This window comes from Bacillus sp. K7, from assembly GCF_053903245.1.
Genome location: NZ_CP096406.1, coordinates 3,281,698 through 3,300,065, shown reverse-complemented (window position 1 = coordinate 3,300,065; position 18,368 = coordinate 3,281,698). Strand labels below are relative to the sequence as shown.

The 18,368-nt window shown below is 45.1% G+C and carries 15 protein-coding genes; 10 read left to right on the top strand and 5 right to left on the bottom strand.

The features are described from left to right. Positions 1-78: 78 nt before the first annotated feature. From uvrB to hag, 3 genes are all read left to right on the top strand, one after another. Positions 79-2,064 (top strand): excinuclease ABC subunit UvrB, encoded by a 1,986-nt coding sequence (uvrB, locus tag M1D98_RS16895; RefSeq protein WP_456279769.1) that lies wholly within the window; start codon positions 79-81, stop codon positions 2,062-2,064. 7 nt (positions 2,065-2,071) lie between these two features. After that, positions 2,072-4,945, top strand: coding sequence for an excinuclease ABC subunit UvrA (gene uvrA / locus M1D98_RS16890; protein ID WP_268522357.1), 2,874 nt, complete (start codon positions 2,072-2,074; stop codon positions 4,943-4,945). 360 nt (positions 4,946-5,305) lie between these two features. Continuing rightward, on the top strand, positions 5,306-6,220 hold the full coding sequence (hag, locus tag M1D98_RS16885) for a flagellin Hag (protein ID WP_010328745.1): 915 nt from the start codon (positions 5,306-5,308) through the stop codon (positions 6,218-6,220). 202 nt (positions 6,221-6,422) lie between these two features. On the opposite strand, the gene M1D98_RS16880 is transcribed toward hag, so the two are convergent. Beyond that, a complete protein-coding gene (locus M1D98_RS16880; RefSeq protein ID WP_456279768.1) occupies positions 6,423-6,659 on the bottom strand; it encodes a hypothetical protein in 237 nt (78 codons plus the stop codon). Between the two features lie 220 nt (positions 6,660-6,879). Between M1D98_RS16880 and M1D98_RS16875 the strand changes: the two genes are divergently transcribed. From M1D98_RS16875 to M1D98_RS16860, 4 genes are read left to right on the top strand one after another with little or no spacing between them, the layout of a single operon-like run. After that, positions 6,880-7,206 carry a hypothetical protein gene (locus M1D98_RS16875; protein WP_456279767.1) on the top strand — a complete coding sequence of 109 codons (327 nt, stop codon included), beginning with the start codon at positions 6,880-6,882 and terminating at the stop codon, positions 7,204-7,206. A gap of 24 nt (positions 7,207-7,230) precedes the next feature. Beyond that, on the top strand, positions 7,231-8,328 hold the full coding sequence (locus tag M1D98_RS16870) for a DUF4097 family beta strand repeat-containing protein (RefSeq protein WP_456279766.1): 1,098 nt from the start codon (positions 7,231-7,233) through the stop codon (positions 8,326-8,328). 4 nt (positions 8,329-8,332) lie between these two features. Next, positions 8,333-8,530, top strand: coding sequence for a PspC domain-containing protein (locus M1D98_RS16865; protein WP_003219770.1), 198 nt, complete (start codon positions 8,333-8,335; stop codon positions 8,528-8,530). 1 nt (position 8,531) lies between these two features. Continuing rightward, complete coding sequence (locus tag M1D98_RS16860) at positions 8,532-8,891, top strand: phage holin family protein (protein ID WP_010328741.1); 360 nt, start codon at positions 8,532-8,534, stop codon at positions 8,889-8,891. Between the two features lie 26 nt (positions 8,892-8,917). Here M1D98_RS16860 and M1D98_RS16855 read toward each other — a convergent pair whose 3' ends face one another. Beyond that, on the bottom strand, positions 8,918-10,129 hold the full coding sequence (locus M1D98_RS16855) for an MFS transporter (RefSeq protein ID WP_010328740.1): 1,212 nt from the start codon (positions 10,127-10,129) through the stop codon (positions 8,918-8,920). Positions 10,130-10,149: 20 nt separating this feature from the next. Further along, positions 10,150-10,650, bottom strand: a complete 501-nt coding sequence (locus M1D98_RS16850) for a MarR family transcriptional regulator (RefSeq protein ID WP_010328739.1) — start codon at positions 10,648-10,650, stop codon at positions 10,150-10,152. A gap of 435 nt (positions 10,651-11,085) precedes the next feature. On the opposite strand from M1D98_RS16850, the gene pchC reads away from it, so the two are divergent. Together pchC and cypX are read left to right on the top strand one after the other, a co-directional pair. Then, on the top strand, positions 11,086-11,832 hold the full coding sequence (gene pchC, locus M1D98_RS16845; protein ID WP_456279765.1) for a cyclo(L-leucyl-L-leucyl) synthase: 747 nt from the start codon (positions 11,086-11,088) through the stop codon (positions 11,830-11,832). Between the two features lie 14 nt (positions 11,833-11,846). Then, complete coding sequence (gene cypX / locus M1D98_RS16840; protein ID WP_010328737.1) at positions 11,847-13,064, top strand: pulcherriminic acid synthase; 1,218 nt, start codon at positions 11,847-11,849, stop codon at positions 13,062-13,064. A 39-nt stretch (positions 13,065-13,103) separates the two neighbouring features. On the opposite strand, the gene M1D98_RS16835 is transcribed toward cypX, so the two are convergent. Beyond that, the gene (locus M1D98_RS16835) at positions 13,104-13,577 is read right to left on the bottom strand and encodes a MarR family transcriptional regulator (RefSeq protein WP_456279764.1); all 474 of its coding nucleotides are present in this window, start codon (positions 13,575-13,577) and stop codon (positions 13,104-13,106) included. Between the two features lie 164 nt (positions 13,578-13,741). Here M1D98_RS16835 and M1D98_RS16830 point away from each other — a divergent pair, with 164 nt between their 5' ends. Further along, the gene (locus M1D98_RS16830) at positions 13,742-17,611 is read left to right on the top strand and encodes a metallophosphoesterase (RefSeq protein WP_456279763.1); all 3,870 of its coding nucleotides are present in this window, start codon (positions 13,742-13,744) and stop codon (positions 17,609-17,611) included. Positions 17,612-17,630: 19 nt separating this feature from the next. Here M1D98_RS16830 and M1D98_RS16825 read toward each other — a convergent pair whose 3' ends face one another. Continuing rightward, complete coding sequence (locus tag M1D98_RS16825) at positions 17,631-18,362, bottom strand: GntR family transcriptional regulator (protein ID WP_010328734.1); 732 nt, start codon at positions 18,360-18,362, stop codon at positions 17,631-17,633. Positions 18,363-18,368: the final 6 nt, after the last annotated feature.

Below are 18,368 nucleotides of genomic sequence, written 5' to 3'. Positions count from 1 at the left end.
GTATTTTTGGTGATTTTCCATTCCATTGTGTTACTATATCTATAGGAAGATTTCGTTAAAGAAACGGAGGCTTATTTTGTGAAAGATCGCTTTGAGTTAGTCTCGAAATACCAGCCCCAGGGAGATCAGCCGAAAGCCATTGAAAAACTTGTAAAAGGAATTCAGGAGGGCAAGAAGCATCAGACTCTGCTGGGTGCGACAGGAACGGGCAAAACATTTACGGTGTCCAATTTGATTAAAGAAGTCAATAAGCCGACCCTCGTCATTGCCCATAACAAAACCCTTGCCGGACAGCTTTACAGCGAGTTCAAGGAGTTTTTTCCGAACAACGCTGTCGAGTATTTTGTCAGTTACTATGATTATTATCAGCCGGAGGCGTATGTGCCTCAAACGGATACGTTTATAGAAAAAGACGCCAGTATTAATGATGAAATTGATAAACTGAGACACTCCGCCACATCGTCTCTGTTTGAGCGGAGAGATGTCATTATCATCGCGAGTGTATCTTGTATATACGGCCTCGGTTCGCCTGAAGAATACCGGGAAATGGTCGTGTCACTGCGGCCTGAAATGGAAATTGAGCGCAACGAGCTGCTTAGGAAACTTGTAGACATCCAATATGCCCGCAATGATATCGACTTCCAGCGCGGGACATTTCGTGTGCGCGGAGATGTAGTGGAAATCTTCCCTGCCTCTCGTGATGAACATTGTATCAGGGTTGAATTTTTCGGTGATGAAATCGAACGGATCAGGGAAGTGGACGCCCTGACAGGAGAAATTCTCGGTGACCGTGACCATGTTGCGATTTTCCCGGCATCCCACTTCGTAACGCGGGCCGAGAAAATGGAGAAAGCGATTCAAAATATCGAGAAGGAGCTTGAGGAGCAGCTGAAGGTCATGCACGAAAACGGCAAGCTGCTTGAAGCGCAGCGTTTAGAGCAGCGGACAAGGTACGATCTTGAGATGATGCGGGAAATGGGTTTCTGCTCCGGCATTGAGAACTATTCAAGACATTTGACGCTTCGGCCTCCAGGTTCAACGCCGTATACGCTTCTTGATTATTTCCCTGACGATTTTATGATCGTGGTAGATGAGTCGCATGTGACGATTCCTCAGGTGCGCGGCATGTTTAACGGAGACCAGGCGCGGAAACAGGTGCTTGTGGATCATGGGTTCCGTCTTCCGTCAGCGCTTGATAACCGTCCGCTCCGTTTTGAAGAGTTTGAAAAGCATATGCACAATATCGTGTATGTATCAGCAACGCCAGGGCCGTATGAGATTGAGCATACGGATGAAATGATTGAGCAGATCATCCGTCCGACGGGGCTTCTTGACCCGCTGATTGATGTACGTCCGATTGAAGGCCAGATTGATGACTTGATCGGCGAAATTCAAGCAAGAGTGGAACGGGATGAGCGGGTTCTCGTGACAACCTTGACGAAGAAAATGTCAGAGGACCTGACGGATTATCTGAAGGAAATTGGCATTAAAGTAAACTATCTGCATTCAGAGATTAAGACGCTTGAACGGATTGAAATTATCCGTGATCTGCGCCTTGGGAAGCATGATGTTCTCATCGGCATCAACCTGCTGAGGGAAGGCCTCGATATTCCCGAAGTATCTCTCGTTGCCATTTTGGATGCGGATAAGGAAGGCTTCCTCCGTTCGGAGCGGTCGCTGATCCAGACGATCGGACGGGCAGCGAGGAACGCTGAAGGCCGCGTCATTATGTATGCAGATAAAGTAACGAAGTCGATGGACATTGCGATGAATGAAACAAAACGCCGCCGCGAGCAGCAGGAGCGTTTTAACGAAGAGCACGGCATTACGCCGAAAACGATAAATAAAGAAATTCGCGATGTCATTCGTGCCACAGCAGCAGCTGAGGATAAAGCCGAATACAAAACAAAAGCCGCGCCGAAGCTGTCGAAAATGACGAAGAAAGAACGCGAGAAAGTCGTTGAACAGATGGAGCACGAAATGAAAGAAGCCGCCAAGGCGCTTGACTTTGAAAGAGCCGCGGAGCTTCGCGATTTACTTTTAGAGCTAAAAGCGGAAGGATGATGAACATATGGCTATGGATCGGATAGAGGTGAAGGGAGCAAGGGCGCATAACCTGAAAAATATAGATGTAACGATTCCAAGAGATCAGCTTGTCGTTGTCACGGGTTTGTCCGGATCAGGAAAATCCTCCCTTGCCTTTGACACCATATATGCGGAAGGGCAGAGACGGTATGTCGAGTCGCTGTCTGCCTATGCCCGACAATTTTTAGGGCAGATGGATAAGCCTGATGTTGATGCAATTGAGGGGTTGTCTCCGGCTATCAGCATCGATCAGAAAACAACGAGCCGCAACCCGAGGTCAACTGTCGGCACGGTAACTGAGATCTATGATTATCTGCGTCTTTTATATGCGAGAGTAGGGAAGCCTCATTGTCCGGAGCACGGAATTGAGATTACATCGCAAACCATCGAGCAAATGGTCGACAGAATTCTGGAATACCCGGAACGTACGAAGCTTCAAGTACTGGCCCCGATTGTCTCTGGCCGAAAAGGCGCTCATGTGAAAGTGCTTGAACAGATCAGAAAACAAGGCTATGTCAGAGTTCGAATTGACGGCGAAATGGCTGAGCTTTCTGATGATATTGAATTAGAAAAGAATAAAAAGCATTCGATTGAGGTTGTCATTGACCGGATTGTGGTGAAAGAAGGCGTGGCGGCCCGCCTGTCAGATTCATTGGAAACGGCGCTCCGTTTAGGTGAAGGACGGGTTATGATTGATGTCATTGGTGAGGAAGAGCTGATGTTTAGTGAGCATCATGCCTGCCCGCACTGCGGATTTTCAATCGGCGAGCTTGAGCCGCGGCTTTTTTCATTCAACAGTCCGTTTGGCGCGTGTCCGACATGTGACGGCCTCGGAATGAAGCTCGAAGTGGATGCGGATCTCGTCATCCCCAATCAAGATTTGTCATTGAAGGAGAATGCGGTCGCTCCTTGGACACCGATCAGCTCCCAATATTATCCGCAGCTGCTTGAGGCGGTCTGCACCCACTACGGCATTGATATGGACGTGCCGGTAAAAGATTTGCCGATGCATCAGCTCGATAAAGTGCTGTACGGCAGCGGAGACGACTTGATTTATTTCCGTTATGAAAATGATTTTGGGCAAATACGTGAAGGCGAAATACAATTTGAAGGCGTATTGCGCAATATTGAAAGACGCTATAAGGAGACAAGCTCCGATTACATCCGTGAACAAATGGAGCAGTATATGTCCCAGAAGTCTTGTCCGACATGTAAAGGCTATCGGTTAAAGAAAGAGGCGCTTGCCGTACTGATTGACGGACGCCACATCGGCAAAATAACCGAGTTGTCTGTCAGAGACGCGCTTGATTTCTTCAAAGGCCTTACCCTTTCTGAGAAAGATATGCAGATTGCCAATTTGATCTTGCGTGAAATTGTAGAGCGTTTAAGCTTTCTGGACAAAGTCGGCCTTGATTACCTGACACTGAGCAGGGCAGCGGGAACATTGTCCGGGGGAGAGGCGCAGCGTATCAGGCTGGCCACTCAAATTGGTTCGCGCTTATCAGGTGTGCTTTATATTTTAGACGAGCCGTCTATCGGCCTGCATCAGCGTGATAACGACCGCTTGATCAGCGCTTTGAAAAATATGAGAGACCTTGGGAACACGCTGATTGTTGTCGAACACGATGAGGACACGATGATGGCAGCCGATTATTTAATTGATATTGGGCCCGGCGCCGGCATTCACGGCGGACAGGTGATATCCGCGGGTAAGCCGGAAGAAGTGATGGAAGATGCCAACTCATTAACGGGCAGCTATTTATCAGGGAAAAAATTCATCCCGCTGCCTCCTGAAAGAAGAAAGCCGGATGGCCGTTTTATTGAGATTAAAGGCGCTTCAGAAAATAACCTGAAAAAGGCGAATGCCAAGTTTCCGCTAGGAACGTTCACAGCGGTTACAGGAGTTTCCGGCTCAGGGAAGAGCACACTCGTCAATGAAATTTTGCATAAGGCGCTGGCGCAAAAGCTTCATAAAGCGAAAGCGAAGCCTGGCAGCCATAAAGAGATTAAAGGTTTGGATCACCTGGACAAAGTCATAGATATTGACCAAGCGCCAATCGGCAGAACGCCGAGATCCAATCCAGCGACATACACCGGTGTGTTTGACGACATTCGCGATGTATTCGCACAGACAAATGAAGCGAAAGTCCGCGGCTATAAAAAAGGCCGTTTCAGCTTTAACGTGAAGGGCGGGCGATGTGAAGCCTGCCGCGGAGACGGGATTATTAAAATTGAAATGCACTTCCTTCCTGACGTGTATGTTCCGTGCGAGGTGTGCCACGGCAAACGCTATAACCGGGAAACGCTTGAAGTGACATACAAAGGAAAGAGCATCTCTGATGTGCTTGATATGACGGTGGAAGATGCTCTTGCTTTCTTTGAAAATATCCCGAAAATCAAGCGTAAGCTCCAAACCCTTTATGATGTTGGTTTAGGTTACATTACGCTCGGACAGCCGGCAACAACTTTGTCGGGTGGAGAAGCGCAGCGCGTAAAGCTTGCATCTGAGCTGCACAAACGGTCAACAGGGCGAACGCTTTACATTTTAGATGAACCGACAACAGGTCTGCACGTCGATGATATCGCCAGACTTCTTGTCGTGCTTCAGCGTTTGGTTGACAATGGAGATACAGTACTCGTCATTGAGCACAATCTTGATATCATTAAGACGGCGGATTACATTGTCGATCTGGGCCCAGAAGGCGGAGACGGAGGCGGAACCATTGTCGCATCGGGAACGCCTGAAGACATTACTGAAGTCGAAGAGTCGTATACAGGACGATATTTGGAGCCTGTTATGGAGCGGGACAAAAAACGAATGAAATCGCTCTTGGACACAAAAGAAGCGGCTACTTCTTAATAATAAGCTTTTCAGAGGGAGCTTGTCAGCGAGTCCATGATTGGGCTTAGCAGGCAAGCTTCCTTTATAGTTTAACGAGAAAAGAAAAATAATTTGCGATATTTAGAGGCATTTTTTTAAATGGGGAAAATTTCTTTGGAAAAACGCCTAAACATTTACAAAATACTGCCGATATATGGATTGAAGGGCGGACAATGTGTTCCATATTAAGCAAAAAAGCCCTTTATATGAAGGGATTTGAAGGTATCCTTTATGAAGGATCTACATAACAGCCAGAAGCTTTACTGGAATCACAGTGCCAGAAATCGAAGAAAAGGAAGTCTTTGATTTCAAAAACATATACACATGGAGGTATTTTACATGAGAATTAACCACAATATCGCAGCGCTTAACACACTGAACCGTTTGTCTTCAAACAACAATGCAAGTTCTAAAAACATGGAGAAGCTTTCTTCAGGCCTACGGATCAACCGTGCGGGTGATGACGCAGCAGGTCTTGCGATTTCTGAAAAAATGAGAGGACAAATCAGAGGTCTAGAAATGGCTTCTAAAAACTCTCAAGACGGGATCTCTCTTATCCAAACAGCTGAGGGTGCATTGACCGAAACTCACTCAATCCTTCAGCGTGTTCGTGAACTAGTTGTTCAAGCAGGAAACACAGGTACTCAAGATACTACAGATCTTGGCGCTATTCAAGACGAAATTGATTCCTTAGTTGAGGAACTTGGTGGCGGAACTAACGCTAACGGTATCTCTGACCGTACCGAGTTTAACGGTAAGAAACTTCTTAATGGAGATTTCAATTCTACTGATGGAAAAGAGCTCACATTCCAAATTGGTGCAAATGGCGGTCAGCAGCTATCTGTACACATTGAAGATATGAGTGCTAAGGCTATCGGAAAAGTTGATGAAACAAGTGGTGCTCTTGTTACTGGGAAATCTGTGCAAGATATTAATGTGAAAAATTTTGAGACTATTAAAGCTGGTGAAGATGGCGGTTTTAATGACCAATTGGCTATCGTTGATGGAGCAATCAACACAGTTTCAAAACAACGTTCTGAATTAGGTGCGGTACAAAACCGTCTAGAGCACACAATCAACAACTTAGGCGCTTCTGGTGAAAACCTGACAGCTGCTGAGTCTCGTATCCGTGACGTTGACATGGCGAAAGAAATGAGCGAGTTCACAAAGAACAACATTCTTTCTCAAGCTTCTCAAGCAATGCTTGCCCAAGCGAACCAACAGCCGCAAAACGTACTTCAATTATTACGTTAATTTCTAAACGGCTATCGTTTTTTCTGGCCGTCACAGCTTGCCGACAGTCCATTCGTTGGATATGCCGGCAGGCTTTTTTTGTTACAATGATGGTGTGGCGCCCAGAGAATCACTTGTTACCTTCAAAACAAAAAAGGCAAGATATTGTCATCTAACCTTTAGCATTTGTTTCGGTTATAATGATTTGCAGCTTTTTCTGCCATTACAATGTCTCCGTCTTCTTATACAGCTGCCTGCTTACATTTATTAAATTTTGGACAATGTGTGTAGTGCTGCTGTCGAGCAGCACTTTTATATATTGAATATCGTGAGAGATCGGAAGAGGTCCGTGAATCTGTTCAAGCTCAGCGATCATTTCACGATTCATTCGTTTTTGTTCATGAATCAGCTTTAACAATGATTCTTGTGTTACTGTATAGTCACCGGGATCTTTCTCCATTGCTTGTCCAGCCTCCTTGATTGCCGTAAGCTTTTTACATATTGTAATCGGTACAGCCGGAAGATTCTACTTCTAAAACTTTTTAAAATCCAAATTCCGTAAATCGAAGCATGTCTTTAGCATGAATATGAAACCTTATGAGGTTTTAAACGTATGAATAAGTAAAACGTCCCTGACCTTTTGTCATGGGCAATTCACTGTTATGGGAGTGTGAAATGAATTGAACCGTAATCAAGCCATTATCGCATCACTTTGTTATTTTAGTGTGTTCATTGCGCCGATCATTGTGCCGATTGTCGCTTACTTTGTTGTAGATGAGAAAGAAACAAAACGCCACGCGATACGTTCTCTTATTTCTCATATTGTTCCTTTTGCCGGCTGGCTGGTCCTTTTTATCGCTTTTCTGGGCGGATCCATTGCAATTGATGGAGACAGCCTGCTGCCTGTATTTGTGATGATTGGGGGAGCGGTTATTTACTTCTTAGTTGTCATTGGCATTATGGTTTGGAATGTGATTCAGGGTATTAAGGTGCTGCGCGCAGCATAAGTAGACAATGGGGAGGAGATCGTAATGAAGCAAGAAAAGGAACGCATCCTTAAGCTTGTGGAAGAAGGAAAACTTACAGCACAAGAGGCATTGACATTGATTGAAAAGCTTGAAAGTGACTACAAGGAAAAAGAAGAAAAAATCACAGCGCTTTCAGTTCATGTACATGACGAGGAAGAGCCGTTTACAGCAACAAAAAAAGAAAGCGGCAAACCGTCTTTAGGAGCTAAGCTGTTTGACTGGATTGATTCTGCGGTGAAAAAGGTCAAGGAAGTTGACCTTGATTTGAACTTTGGCCATGCGTATGATGTTCAACACATTTTTCAATTTAAAGATACTGACCTTTCCAGCATTGACCTGCAAATCGCCAACGGCAGCGTAAATATCGTCCCTTGGGAAGATGAGGAGATCAGGGCGGAATGCCAGGCGAAGGTATATCGCGCTGACAGCCAGGATGCGGCGAGACATGCATTTCTTCAGCATATTGAATGTGAAATGAAAGGAAATAAGTTTTTTATCCGCACTGAGAAGAAAACGATGAAAACGAATGTGGCTTTATATATTCCGCAGAAGGAGTATGATAAGATTCGGGTGAAGCTGTTTAATGGTCCAGTCAGAGGGGAACATTTACATGTAAAAGAGTTCTCGGCGAAAACGACAAACGGCGTGCTGTCGTTCACGCACTTAACAGCTGAAAAAGCCACAGCAGAAACGGCCAACGGGCAAATTAAGCTTGCCAGCCACAACTGCGGCTCGATAGAAGCGGAAACCATTAACGGATTGATTGATCTCCGCGGGAGAAGCGAATCCATTGACGTTCAGAGCTTTAACGGAAATATTGCGATGAACGTAACTGAATCAGACTGCCGCTCCATTTATGCAAAAACAACGACTGGAAATGTGGAACTTGCGATTCCGGAAGACCTTGCCGTAAAGGCAGAGCTGAAAAGCAACCTTGGTTCGCTGTCCCATGAATTAATGGATGTCGAGATGCTGAAAGAAAAAAATGATACCATTCAAAAAGAATTGATGTTCACTTCAAATCAGGCACATGATCAAAACATCACCGTCTTTTCAGAATCATTAACAGGCGCTATCAAACTAAAGTACTCACAGAGGTGATCGAATGAATAGGCTTTACCGTTCAGAAAAAAACAAAAAAATGGCCGGTGTCATTGGCGGTCTCGCGGAATATTTCAATTGGGACGCATCACTCCTCAGGGTCATAACTGTCATCTTAGCTGTTATGACAAGTGTTTTCCCTGTTTTGCTGATTTATATCATTTGGATTTTTATCGTCCCGTCAGAAAGGGATATGAAATGACATGGTAAAATGGGCAGTCAGCATTTTAGTCAATGCATTGTTATTAATCGTCATTGATGGATACATTGACTCCATCCATATCAGCAGCTTCGGGGCAGCGATTATCGCCAGCCTCATTTTATCGATCTTAAACGTGCTGATCAAACCGCTGTTGATTATCTTCACACTGCCAGTCACCATGGTGACGTTCGGTCTCTTCTTGTTTGTGATTAACGCCATTACGCTTATGATGACCGCGTCCATTATGGGAGACAGTTTTCAAATTGGCGGCTTCGGCACAGCGATTTGGGCATCTGTTATTCTATCGGTGTTCCATTTGCTGATCCAAAAAGGAATTTTAGAACCTCTGCAAAAGAGATAAAAAGCTGCCATCAAAGGGCAGCTTTTTTACATGTGGTGCTTTTTTTGTTTCATGCGCTTTTGCGGAGGATACAATTGCGGCAGAAGGCAAAAGCTCAATGCGGCAAATATAAGGCCTAAGAGGCCAAACGACATGACAGACGGCATCATGGTGAGCAGATAGGCAGATATCATCGGGCCTGCCGCCATGCCTGTGTATCTGATAAAGTTAAACATTCCGATTGCACTCCCCCTGTTGTGTTCAAATTCGTTGGTGATCATTGTGGAGTACAAGGGAGGAATGATCCCCATTGAGATGCCAAACAATGCCAGTGTGAGAGCCATGAGAATAAGAGAAACGGAATGTGTAACGGCGAATAAAATGATGCTGCAGGCCGCCATCACATTGCTGCCGATAAACAAAGTGTTCAGCGCGACTTTTGCCTGTATCCGTTTAAACAGAAACGTACCTGCGATTGTACTAAGGGCCAGCGGCAAATACAACAGCCCTGCTATGCTCACATCAATATGATAATGCTCCGTCAGCAATATCGGGAGGTAGACGATTACCGCAAAATAAATGAAAAAGAGGACAAAGCTTAAGGTTAAAATGACGTTTCCTGTTCGATTTGTAAATATTGATTTGTAATGCGCAAAAACATTGCCCTTAGCTTTCTGCTTAGATTCAGCGGGAGCGTCCTTGGGAAAGATCATGGCGTTTGCCGCCAGCATAATGACAGAGATGGCCGTAAGCATCCAAAAGATCCCTTCGTACCCGGCTGCTCCGCCAATCAATCCCCCGAGGACAGGTGCGATAGCCGGGGCGGCGGAAAGGAGCATTTGATACGTTCCCATGGCACTTCCGCGTTCACTGCCTGTAAACAGCTTTCCGATCGTTGTGGCAGCAATAAGAGGCAGTGCTGCGGACCCGGCCGCCTGTATCATTCTGAATATCAGAAACAAAGTAAAATCGGTGGTCACCGCGCAGCCGACGCTGGCAGCTGCCGTTGCCAGAATTCCAGCGATCAAAACAAACCGTGCGCCTTTAAAATCGATGATGGTCCCTAAAATAATTTGCATAATCGCTGTCACAATCATAAAGACTGAGACTGACAGATTGACCATTGCTGCGGAAACATGGAACGATTCTTTAATAATCGGGATGATAGGTGAATAAATGTTTTGGCTTAAAGACGCAAAAAAAGCGCTGAAGCAAACAATATATAAGATCAATACCGCCTTTGATTTCGTTTGAGCCATTGTGTACACCGCCTTTTGTGTTATTTGTCCGGAGTCTCGTTGGTTTGTTCTGCTTCAAGTGAAGACGTCAGCTGCTCTAAAAATTTCAGTACAGCATTTTGCTCATCTTGTGAGAATGAGTCGAGGAATTGGTAAAACGCCAGCTCCTTTTTTTTATGCAATTTCTCATGCAAGTCGAAAATCCGTCTGCCTTTGCGGGTTAATTTGAAATACACTTCTTTCTTGTTATCTGTCAGCTGATAGCTGTTAATGAATTCTTCCTTAATCAGTTTTGTGCTGATTTTCGTGACATTCGCCTTCGATAAGTTCATTTTTCTGGCGATTCCCGCATTGTTAATGGGTTCATGCTGGCCGATACAGTCAATAACATGAATGCTTGTCATGTTTTTAGGAACATCCATCACATCCTTTTCTGCGGCCACCTTGAAAAACTGCTGAAGCGAAGTGTTCGCTTTTTGTTCATTAAGGTGCAGAAGTCTCACGTATATGTCGTATATCATCTGCTTTGTCAAATCAGACATAGGCTACCCTCTTTCTGAGAAATAATCGTTTACAATAAAACAATAAACAATATTGTTTACTGGTGAACGATTTAATTTTATCTTTTCTTGTTTTCGTTGTCAATTGCTGGTGTTTAAACTTTATTTGCTGTTAGTCATGTGGAGCATCAGTGTAAAAAGTGTGTGAAAAATGTGACATTAACATTTATTTTCAAGTGTTTGGGTGCTGATCGTATTGACGAAAGGAAGAATAAGGGATAAAATGACTAATGTTTACTAGTAAACATTAATTATGATGTGCATTGTAATAATGAAAAAGAAGTTGGAATCTTACTATAATTCACTTGGAAACTTTAAGTGCTGCCTGCCATTCGTCTTGTTCAGTTGTGCCAGTTGTTCTATCTCATCTTTGAGGGTGCTGACTTAAAGCGGGATAAGTTTTTAGGGGTGAATGAGATGACCGAAATGGTGAAGGAAAAAAAGCCTGTGCATTTTACTGCTGAGTCTCTGACACAAAATTGCAGAGAAATATTTGAACGGCGCCGGCATGTTTTGTTGGGGATCAGCCCGTTTAACAGCAGGTTTTCTGAGGACTATATTTACAGATTGATTGGATGGGCAACCGCTGAATTTAAGAGTGTTTCTGTTTTGCTTGCAGGGCATGAGGCGGCTAATCTTCTTGAAGCCCTCGGAACTCCCAGAGGCAAGGCGGAACGAAAAGTCAGAAAAGAGGTATCGCGAAACCGAAGATTTGCTGAAAGGGCTCTTGCGGCTCATGGCGGAGACCCGGAGGCGATCCATACATTTTCTGATTTTACGGAAAACAAAGCCTATCAGCTGATGAGACAAGAAGTTGAACATGCGTTTTTTGAACAGCCTCATTTTCGCCAGGCTTGTTTGGATATGTCTCGTGAAGCGATGGTTGGACGCGCGCGCGGCATTAGTTTGATGATGGAAGAAGTCAGTGAGGATATGCTGAATCTGGCTGTTGAATATGTCATAGCTGAGCTGCCGTTTTTTATCGGGGCTCCGGATATTTTAGAGGTGGAAGAGACGCTCCTTGCTTATCATCGTCCGTGGAAACTGGGTGAGAAGATCAGTGATCATGCATTTTCTATTCGTATGCGGCCGAATCAAGGATATCTCATTGTGCAGGAAATGGAGCAGATGCTTTCTGAATCACCGATCACATCTGAAGGATGATAGGGGGAGTAAAGATGAGTCAATCGATTAAATTGTTTAGTGTGCTTTCTGACCAATTTCAAGAAAATCCATATGCCTATTTTTCACAGCTGCGGGAGGAAGATCCTGTTCATTATGAAGAGTCGATAGACAGCTATTTTATCAGCCGCTATCACGATGTCCGCTATATCCTTCAGCATCCGGATATCTTTACGACAAAATCTCTTGTTAAGCGTGCTGAACCGGTTATGCGCGGCCCTGTGCTCGCCCAAATGCACGGGAAAGAACACTCCGCCAAAAGAAGAATTGTAGTGAGAAGCTTTATCGGGGACGCTTTGGACCATCTGTCTCCATTGATTAAACAAAATGCAGAAAACTTGTTAGCTCCTTATCTTGAAAAAGGCAGAATCGATCTCGTCAATGATTTTGGGAAAACGTTTGCGGTGTGTGTCACGATGGACATGCTCGGGCTGGATAAAAGAGATCATGAAAAAATCGCTGAGTGGCACAGCGGAGTTGCCGATTTTATTACGAGTATCTCTCAGGATCCTGAAGCTCGGGCGCATTCTTTATGGTGCAGCGAACAGCTTTCACAATACTTGATGCCTGTCATCGAGGATCGCCGCGTCAATCCGGGGTCAGATTTAATTTCGATCCTCTGTACCTCTGAATATGAAGGCATGGCGATGTCGGACAAGGATATACTGGCGCTGATTCTCAATGTGCTGTTAGCCGCAACGGAACCGGCGGATAAGACGCTGGCGCTGATGATCTATCATTTGCTCAACAATCCCGAGCAGATGAATGATGTTTTGGCTGACCGTACGTTAGTGCCAAGAGCTATTGCCGAGACGCTGCGTTATAAACCGCCGGTTCAGCTGATTCCGCGGCAGCTGTCCCAAGATACGGTGGTCGGCGGTATGGAAATCAAAAAAGATACGATTGTGTTTTGTATGATCGGAGCGGCTAACCGAGACCCTGAAGCGTTTGAATGTCCCGACGTGTTTAACATTCATCGGGAAGATCTCGGCATCAAGAGCGCTTTTAGCGGCGCCGCCCGGCATCTCGCTTTCGGATCCGGCATCCATAACTGTGTAGGAGCAGCTTTTGCCAAAACCGAAATCGAGATTGTAGCCAATATTGTGCTGGATAAGATGCGGAATATTAGGTTAGAAGAAGGTTTTCAATATGCTGAATCCGGCCTGTATACACGCGGACCCGTTTCACTTCATATTACGTTTGACAGGTGTTAATAAAAATCAAAGGTCTCTCCCATGCGGGCGAGGCTTTTTTTACATATGTTTTACCCATAAGTTAAAAAACGCAGTCACTGTTTTTAAATCATCAATTGAAAATTCATTGAAGAGCTGCTCGTATTTCTCCATAGCTTTTTTGTGCAGCTGTTCATGTAATGCTGCCAGCTCTCTGCCGCTTTCAGTTAACGTATAAAAAATTTCTTTTTTATTGCCGGGCTTTTTTGCCACTGTGATGATCTTGTGTTTCAACAAAGCTTGCACCGCTTTTGAAACCGCTGCTTTTGAGATGTGTAAGCGTGATGCCAGAAAGCTGTTATTCACATTTTGGCTGGTATGTATGCAGGAAACAATGTGCAGTTGGGTCAATGTCCAGTCTTTTTTGAGATGTTCGAGATGTTCTGAGGACATATCCCGGGACGGAATCTGCACCTTTTGCAAGACGCGTTTATCCCTTTTTAATGCGAATTGTTGTATCGCTTGAAATAATTCCTCATGAATGCTGTTGGTCATTATTGTGCCTCTCCGATTTAATTGTTAACTGGTTAACTATTCTTATTTTACTGGGGAATAGTGGGATTTTCAAGAGGCAGACGCTTTTTTCTTCTTTTTGTACAAAAATGAACTCATAAGCTGCCCTGTTCAGACGCAAAATACGTGAAAAGGGAGGTGCTTCGATGAGGAAATACACTGTTATCGCTTCTTTATTCTTGTCTTTTCTTTCAGTTTTGTACGGCGGCCACTATGAACCGAAAGCTGTCCCTATTACAAAACAGGAACCATTCCAAACGCCTCATTACATCCCCTTGCTTGAAAATCCTCCTCACATTGATGTAAAAGCTGAAATGAAAAGCAATCTGATGATTGAGGCTCAAGTACGTGACAATGAGTATCAAGCATTTTCTGCCTTTCTGTTTTATAAACAAAGTAATGAGCTGGGCTACAAAATGGTGCCGATGGACCCGACACCCGGAGCGATCCGAAAGTTTATGGCACAAATTCCGAAACGATTGATTTGGAACAGCGAGCTTGAGTATTACATTGTGGTTTCAAATGGGAAGCAGCGGGCCGAGTCGGAGACGAAAAAACTGAAGCTGGAAGGATATCAAGCGGCTCTTTCCCATATTCCGGAGCTTCTGATCACAGAGCTTGCTGTTGATACGGAGAACATAGGACGCGCAGACGGTTATGAATTTATTGAGTTGTATAATACGACTGACAGAACGATTGATTTTAAAGACTATCATATCCGTTACCGCTATCCGAAAGAAGGGCCAGAATCCGATCTGATTTGGAGGCCGGAAGAAAGGATCACGATTCCACCCGGCGACACGTTTGTGGTTTGGCTGAAGCCTGCCGGGCATCCGGAATTGACGGCGGAAGATTTCAATCGATATTACGAGACACAATTAACAGAAGGGAAAAATTTGGCGGTGATAGAGGAGACAGAGGGCATGGCCAATACGAGGCCGCGGGCAGTTGTGATATCAACGAATACAGGAAAAGATATTTCGGTTGCGCATTATCGAAAACATGCGTTTCGCCGGCTCTCGTCTGTGCTGTACAAATATCCGCTGAACGGAACCGCAGAACTTCTCAATATTTCTACCGGGGAAAAGAATCCGTCTCCAGGAACCGTATTACAGGCGCAGGTGCCTGAGCAGAAACGAAAAATCAAGCTTGATAAAGAAAAGCCGGTGATAGAGGATTTGACTGACCGCAAGCCTGTCCGTCCTGCTGAAAGCATTGAGCTGCGGGCAGACATTCGGGACCGCAGTCTTGTGAAAACCGCGGCCTTTTACTATCGGACAGACGAAAACAAACCGTTTAAGCGCATTTTTGCTGAAAAAGACCGCAACGACAATCTTTACCATTATATCGTGTATTCGCCTGAACTGATCGGGAAAGATCAGCTCGAGTATTACGTTGCGGCAGGGGACGGGGTCAATGAAGCGAAAACGCCGGTCAAAATGATTGATATTAAACAAACAAGCAAATCGCACGGTTTGCGGATGAACATTGAAAACAGAGACACGCTGTCGGGAACCCAATTTCTTAAAGTGACGACAGACGGGGGCACTGACAGCATCAAGCTGTGGATTGACGGAAAAAAACAAGTGACAGAGCCCGCTATGGAAAAAGAAGTGTATTTTGCGTTTGATACAAGAAAAACGAATCTTTATTTTAAAAATGCGGTAACGATGGAAGGCAAAGTGTTAAAGGTGTTTGATGATACGACAAATAAATACCGGACCTATTCTGTTCCGTTGCCAGAAACGCTGCTTCGTAAGGGGAAGCAGCTCCAGCATATTACGATTCGATCAGGTTCTAAGGTATCGCCGTTTGATACGGCTGAAAACCGTGATGATTTCTTAGTCAAAAACGCCAGATTGGTGTTATCGGATGGAACGGTGATCAGGGATCAGAGGGTTTCTCCCGAGAAGGAACTCTTTATTGGAGATAATCAGCGCTCGAATAAAAGCTGGCAATTTCAATTCAATCTGCCTGACGGACTGTTTACGTCACAGCTGCTGGAGTGGGATACATCAAAGCTTTCTGAAGGCGTTCACCATATTCAAGCAAGCGACGGGAAGGAAAATGTCAGCTTGGTTGTGCGGGTGGACAATTCAGGGCCGCACATTGAGCCGAATATCAACGAAGGACAAACGTACAAAGGAAATCTCATTCTGCAGGCTGATATGTATGATAAATGGAGCAAAATTGAGGAGGCGGAGGCGTTTTTAGATGGTGAAAGCATTACACTCCCATACCATACGTCATCTTCTGAACTATCGCCGGGAAAACATTCGCTAAAAGTGACAGCGATGGACCTCGCGGGCAATCAAACGGTCATTGAGCGGACGTTTAAAACAGAACGTGAGCATCCGGACCAGCCGGAGGTCATAGACAGCGAAGCCGGCACGCATGGGGCAAAGCTTTCTGTGCGGGTGAAGGACCCGACGAATGACGACATGAATGTCGCTTTTTATAGAGGGTTTCAATATACAGCACGAAACAATGTGAACATATTCAAGCACGCGTCAGTGACTGAACCGCCGAAACGTTTTGTGCCGAAAAGTGAGACCCCGTTTACGAATCAAGAATTGGAGCGGGTATCTGCTGCTGACGGAAAAACAGTTTCGACAGAAAAGAAGGAGCTGTTCCCTTATCATCGCTTTGAAGTGACGGTTGATTCGTCAGTTGATGAGAATGACTTGGCGGAAGCGGTTTGGAAGGGGAGTTCTTTGTCGGGAAGAAAGGTGACGATGTATGCTTGGAATTATCGGACAAACGAGTGGCAGCCGATTGACAGCTTCGTTGCCAAGGATGACAAACCGTTTATGCTGAAGGCGTCTGTGATCGCCTCCGATTTTGTACGGCAGTCGAAGATGAATGTGATTGTACAGGATGAAATTCCTCCAGCGAAGGATATGTACACATTTGTCTGGATGTCCGATACACAGTATTACGCCGAAAGCTATCCGCATATTTTTGATAAACAAACCGCATGGATCAAAAACAATCAAAAGCGGCTCAATGTCAAATATGTGTTTCACACGGGTGACATTGTAGATGATTCCGCCGATATCAGACAGTGGAAAAACGCTGATCGGTCAATGTCCGTTCTCGATAAGAACGGGATTCCATACGGCGTGCTGGCAGGAAACCACGATGTCGGGCATAAGGACGGCTCCTACAGGGCGTTTGGCCAATACTTTGGCAGTGATCGTTTTGATAAAAAATGGCATTATGGAGGTTCTTATAAAAATAACCGCGGCCATTACGACCTGGTTTCAAGCAACGGCAATGATTATATCATGCTGTATATGGGGTGGGGCATTACCGATGAAGACATCGCATGGATGAATCAGGTGTTGAGGAAGCACCCTGACCGGATGGCTGTTTTAGCTTTTCATGAGTATTTGCTGGTCAGCGGAAACAGAAGCCCGATTGGAGAGGAAATATTCAAGAAAGTGGTTAAACCGAATCCGAATGTGGTGATGGTGTTAAGCGGACATTATCATAGTGCGATGAAAAAAACTGATGAGTTGGATGATGATGGTGATGGAAAACCGGATCGCCTCGTGCATCAAATGCTGGCTGATTATCAGGGCGGGCCTGAAGGCGGACAAGGATATTTGCGTTTGCTGCAATTTGACCAGGCGAATGATATGGTGCATGTATCGACGTACTCTCCGTATTTACATGATAAAAACTACTATGATACGGATACCTATGGCAGCAAGGACGAGTTTTCCCTTTCGCTTGATTTGAAGCCGAGGATCAAAAAGGTGGAAACCGATTATTTTGAATGTAATGTGTATACCAATGAAGAGCTTGGAAAACGGAAGCAGGTGAAAAGCGGGGATATCGCTGAGTTCCGCTGGGATCACCTTGAGCCGGACTCTGTTTATTATTGGTACACCATTGTGGAAGACAGTTTTAACGGCAAAACGAAATCACCGATCTGGAAGTTCAAGACGAAAAAAGAGACGTATCATCCCGCGCCAGACCAGTTTGATTTTCGCCATGTCTCCAATCCTTAAAAAGGGTTGGAGATTTTTTTCATGAAAGCCGATCCATGTAGTGGACAAATGTATAACGGTCGCCTCTGTATACAGATTTGGCATGTTCAAAAGCAATTCCGTTCTGTAAATACGTTGTTCGTTTGATTAACAGGACAGGCGCTCCCGTTTGAATGCCGAGAATGCTTGCTTCTTCCGACGTTGCGGCACTTGGCTCAAGCTCCTGTTTTGCGCGGGAAATCGGTATGCTGTTGTACCTTTCAATATGCTCGTAAATCGACGAATGAAAATGCGATTCATTTAACTCACCCGCAAGCTTAAACGGAATATGCGAGGCTTCGATCGCCATCGGAATATCATTTGCCAGCCGCACCCGAGTGATTTTATGGATGGAGGAGGGGTGCCCGCAGCCTAATACAGCGGCGAGCTCCTCCGTTGATTCAATAAGCCGATAGTCAATGAGCCTGCTGCCAGGTTTCATCCCGCGGCTTTTCATATCCTCGGTAAAGCTTGTCAGCCCTTGGAGTGTTTGTTCCATTTTTGGCTTGCTGACAAAGGTGCCTCGGCCTTTTAGGCGGTAGAGAAAGCCTTCATTGACTAAATTAGAAAGCGCTTGGCGAACCGTCATCCGGCTGATTCCGAATTGTTCGGCATATTCACGCTCGGAGGGAAGAGACATATCCGGCTGAAGCTCTCCACTCTTTATTTGGGCTTTTAATTGCTCCATAATCTGATAATAAATCGGAATAGGGGATTGTTTATCGATATTCATAAATCA

Bases quoted from the DNA above. Each gene is read 5' to 3' on its own strand.
- M1D98_RS16850 (WP_010328739.1), bottom strand. From the start codon at position 10,650: ATGTCTGATTTGACAAAGCAGATGATATACGACATATACGTGAGACTT.
- M1D98_RS16835 (WP_456279764.1), bottom strand. From the start codon at position 13,577: ATGACCAACAGCATTCATGAGGAATTATTTCAAGCGATACAACAATTC.
- uvrA (WP_268522357.1), top strand. From the start codon at position 2,072: ATGGCTATGGATCGGATAGAGGTGAAGGGAGCAAGGGCGCATAACCTG.
- M1D98_RS16880 (WP_456279768.1), bottom strand. From the start codon at position 6,659: ATGGAGAAAGATCCCGGTGACTATACAGTAACACAAGAATCATTGTTA.
- pchC (WP_456279765.1), top strand. From the start codon at position 11,086: ATGACCGAAATGGTGAAGGAAAAAAAGCCTGTGCATTTTACTGCTGAG.
- hag (WP_010328745.1), top strand. From the start codon at position 5,306: ATGAGAATTAACCACAATATCGCAGCGCTTAACACACTGAACCGTTTG.
- M1D98_RS16865 (WP_003219770.1), top strand. From the start codon at position 8,333: ATGAATAGGCTTTACCGTTCAGAAAAAAACAAAAAAATGGCCGGTGTC.
- cypX (WP_010328737.1), top strand. From the start codon at position 11,847: ATGAGTCAATCGATTAAATTGTTTAGTGTGCTTTCTGACCAATTTCAA.
- M1D98_RS16855 (WP_010328740.1), bottom strand. From the start codon at position 10,129: ATGGCTCAAACGAAATCAAAGGCGGTATTGATCTTATATATTGTTTGC.
- M1D98_RS16830 (WP_456279763.1), top strand. From the start codon at position 13,742: ATGAGGAAATACACTGTTATCGCTTCTTTATTCTTGTCTTTTCTTTCA.
- M1D98_RS16870 (WP_456279766.1), top strand. From the start codon at position 7,231: ATGAAGCAAGAAAAGGAACGCATCCTTAAGCTTGTGGAAGAAGGAAAA.
- M1D98_RS16860 (WP_010328741.1), top strand. From the start codon at position 8,532: ATGGTAAAATGGGCAGTCAGCATTTTAGTCAATGCATTGTTATTAATC.
- M1D98_RS16825 (WP_010328734.1), bottom strand. From the start codon at position 18,362: ATGAATATCGATAAACAATCCCCTATTCCGATTTATTATCAGATTATG.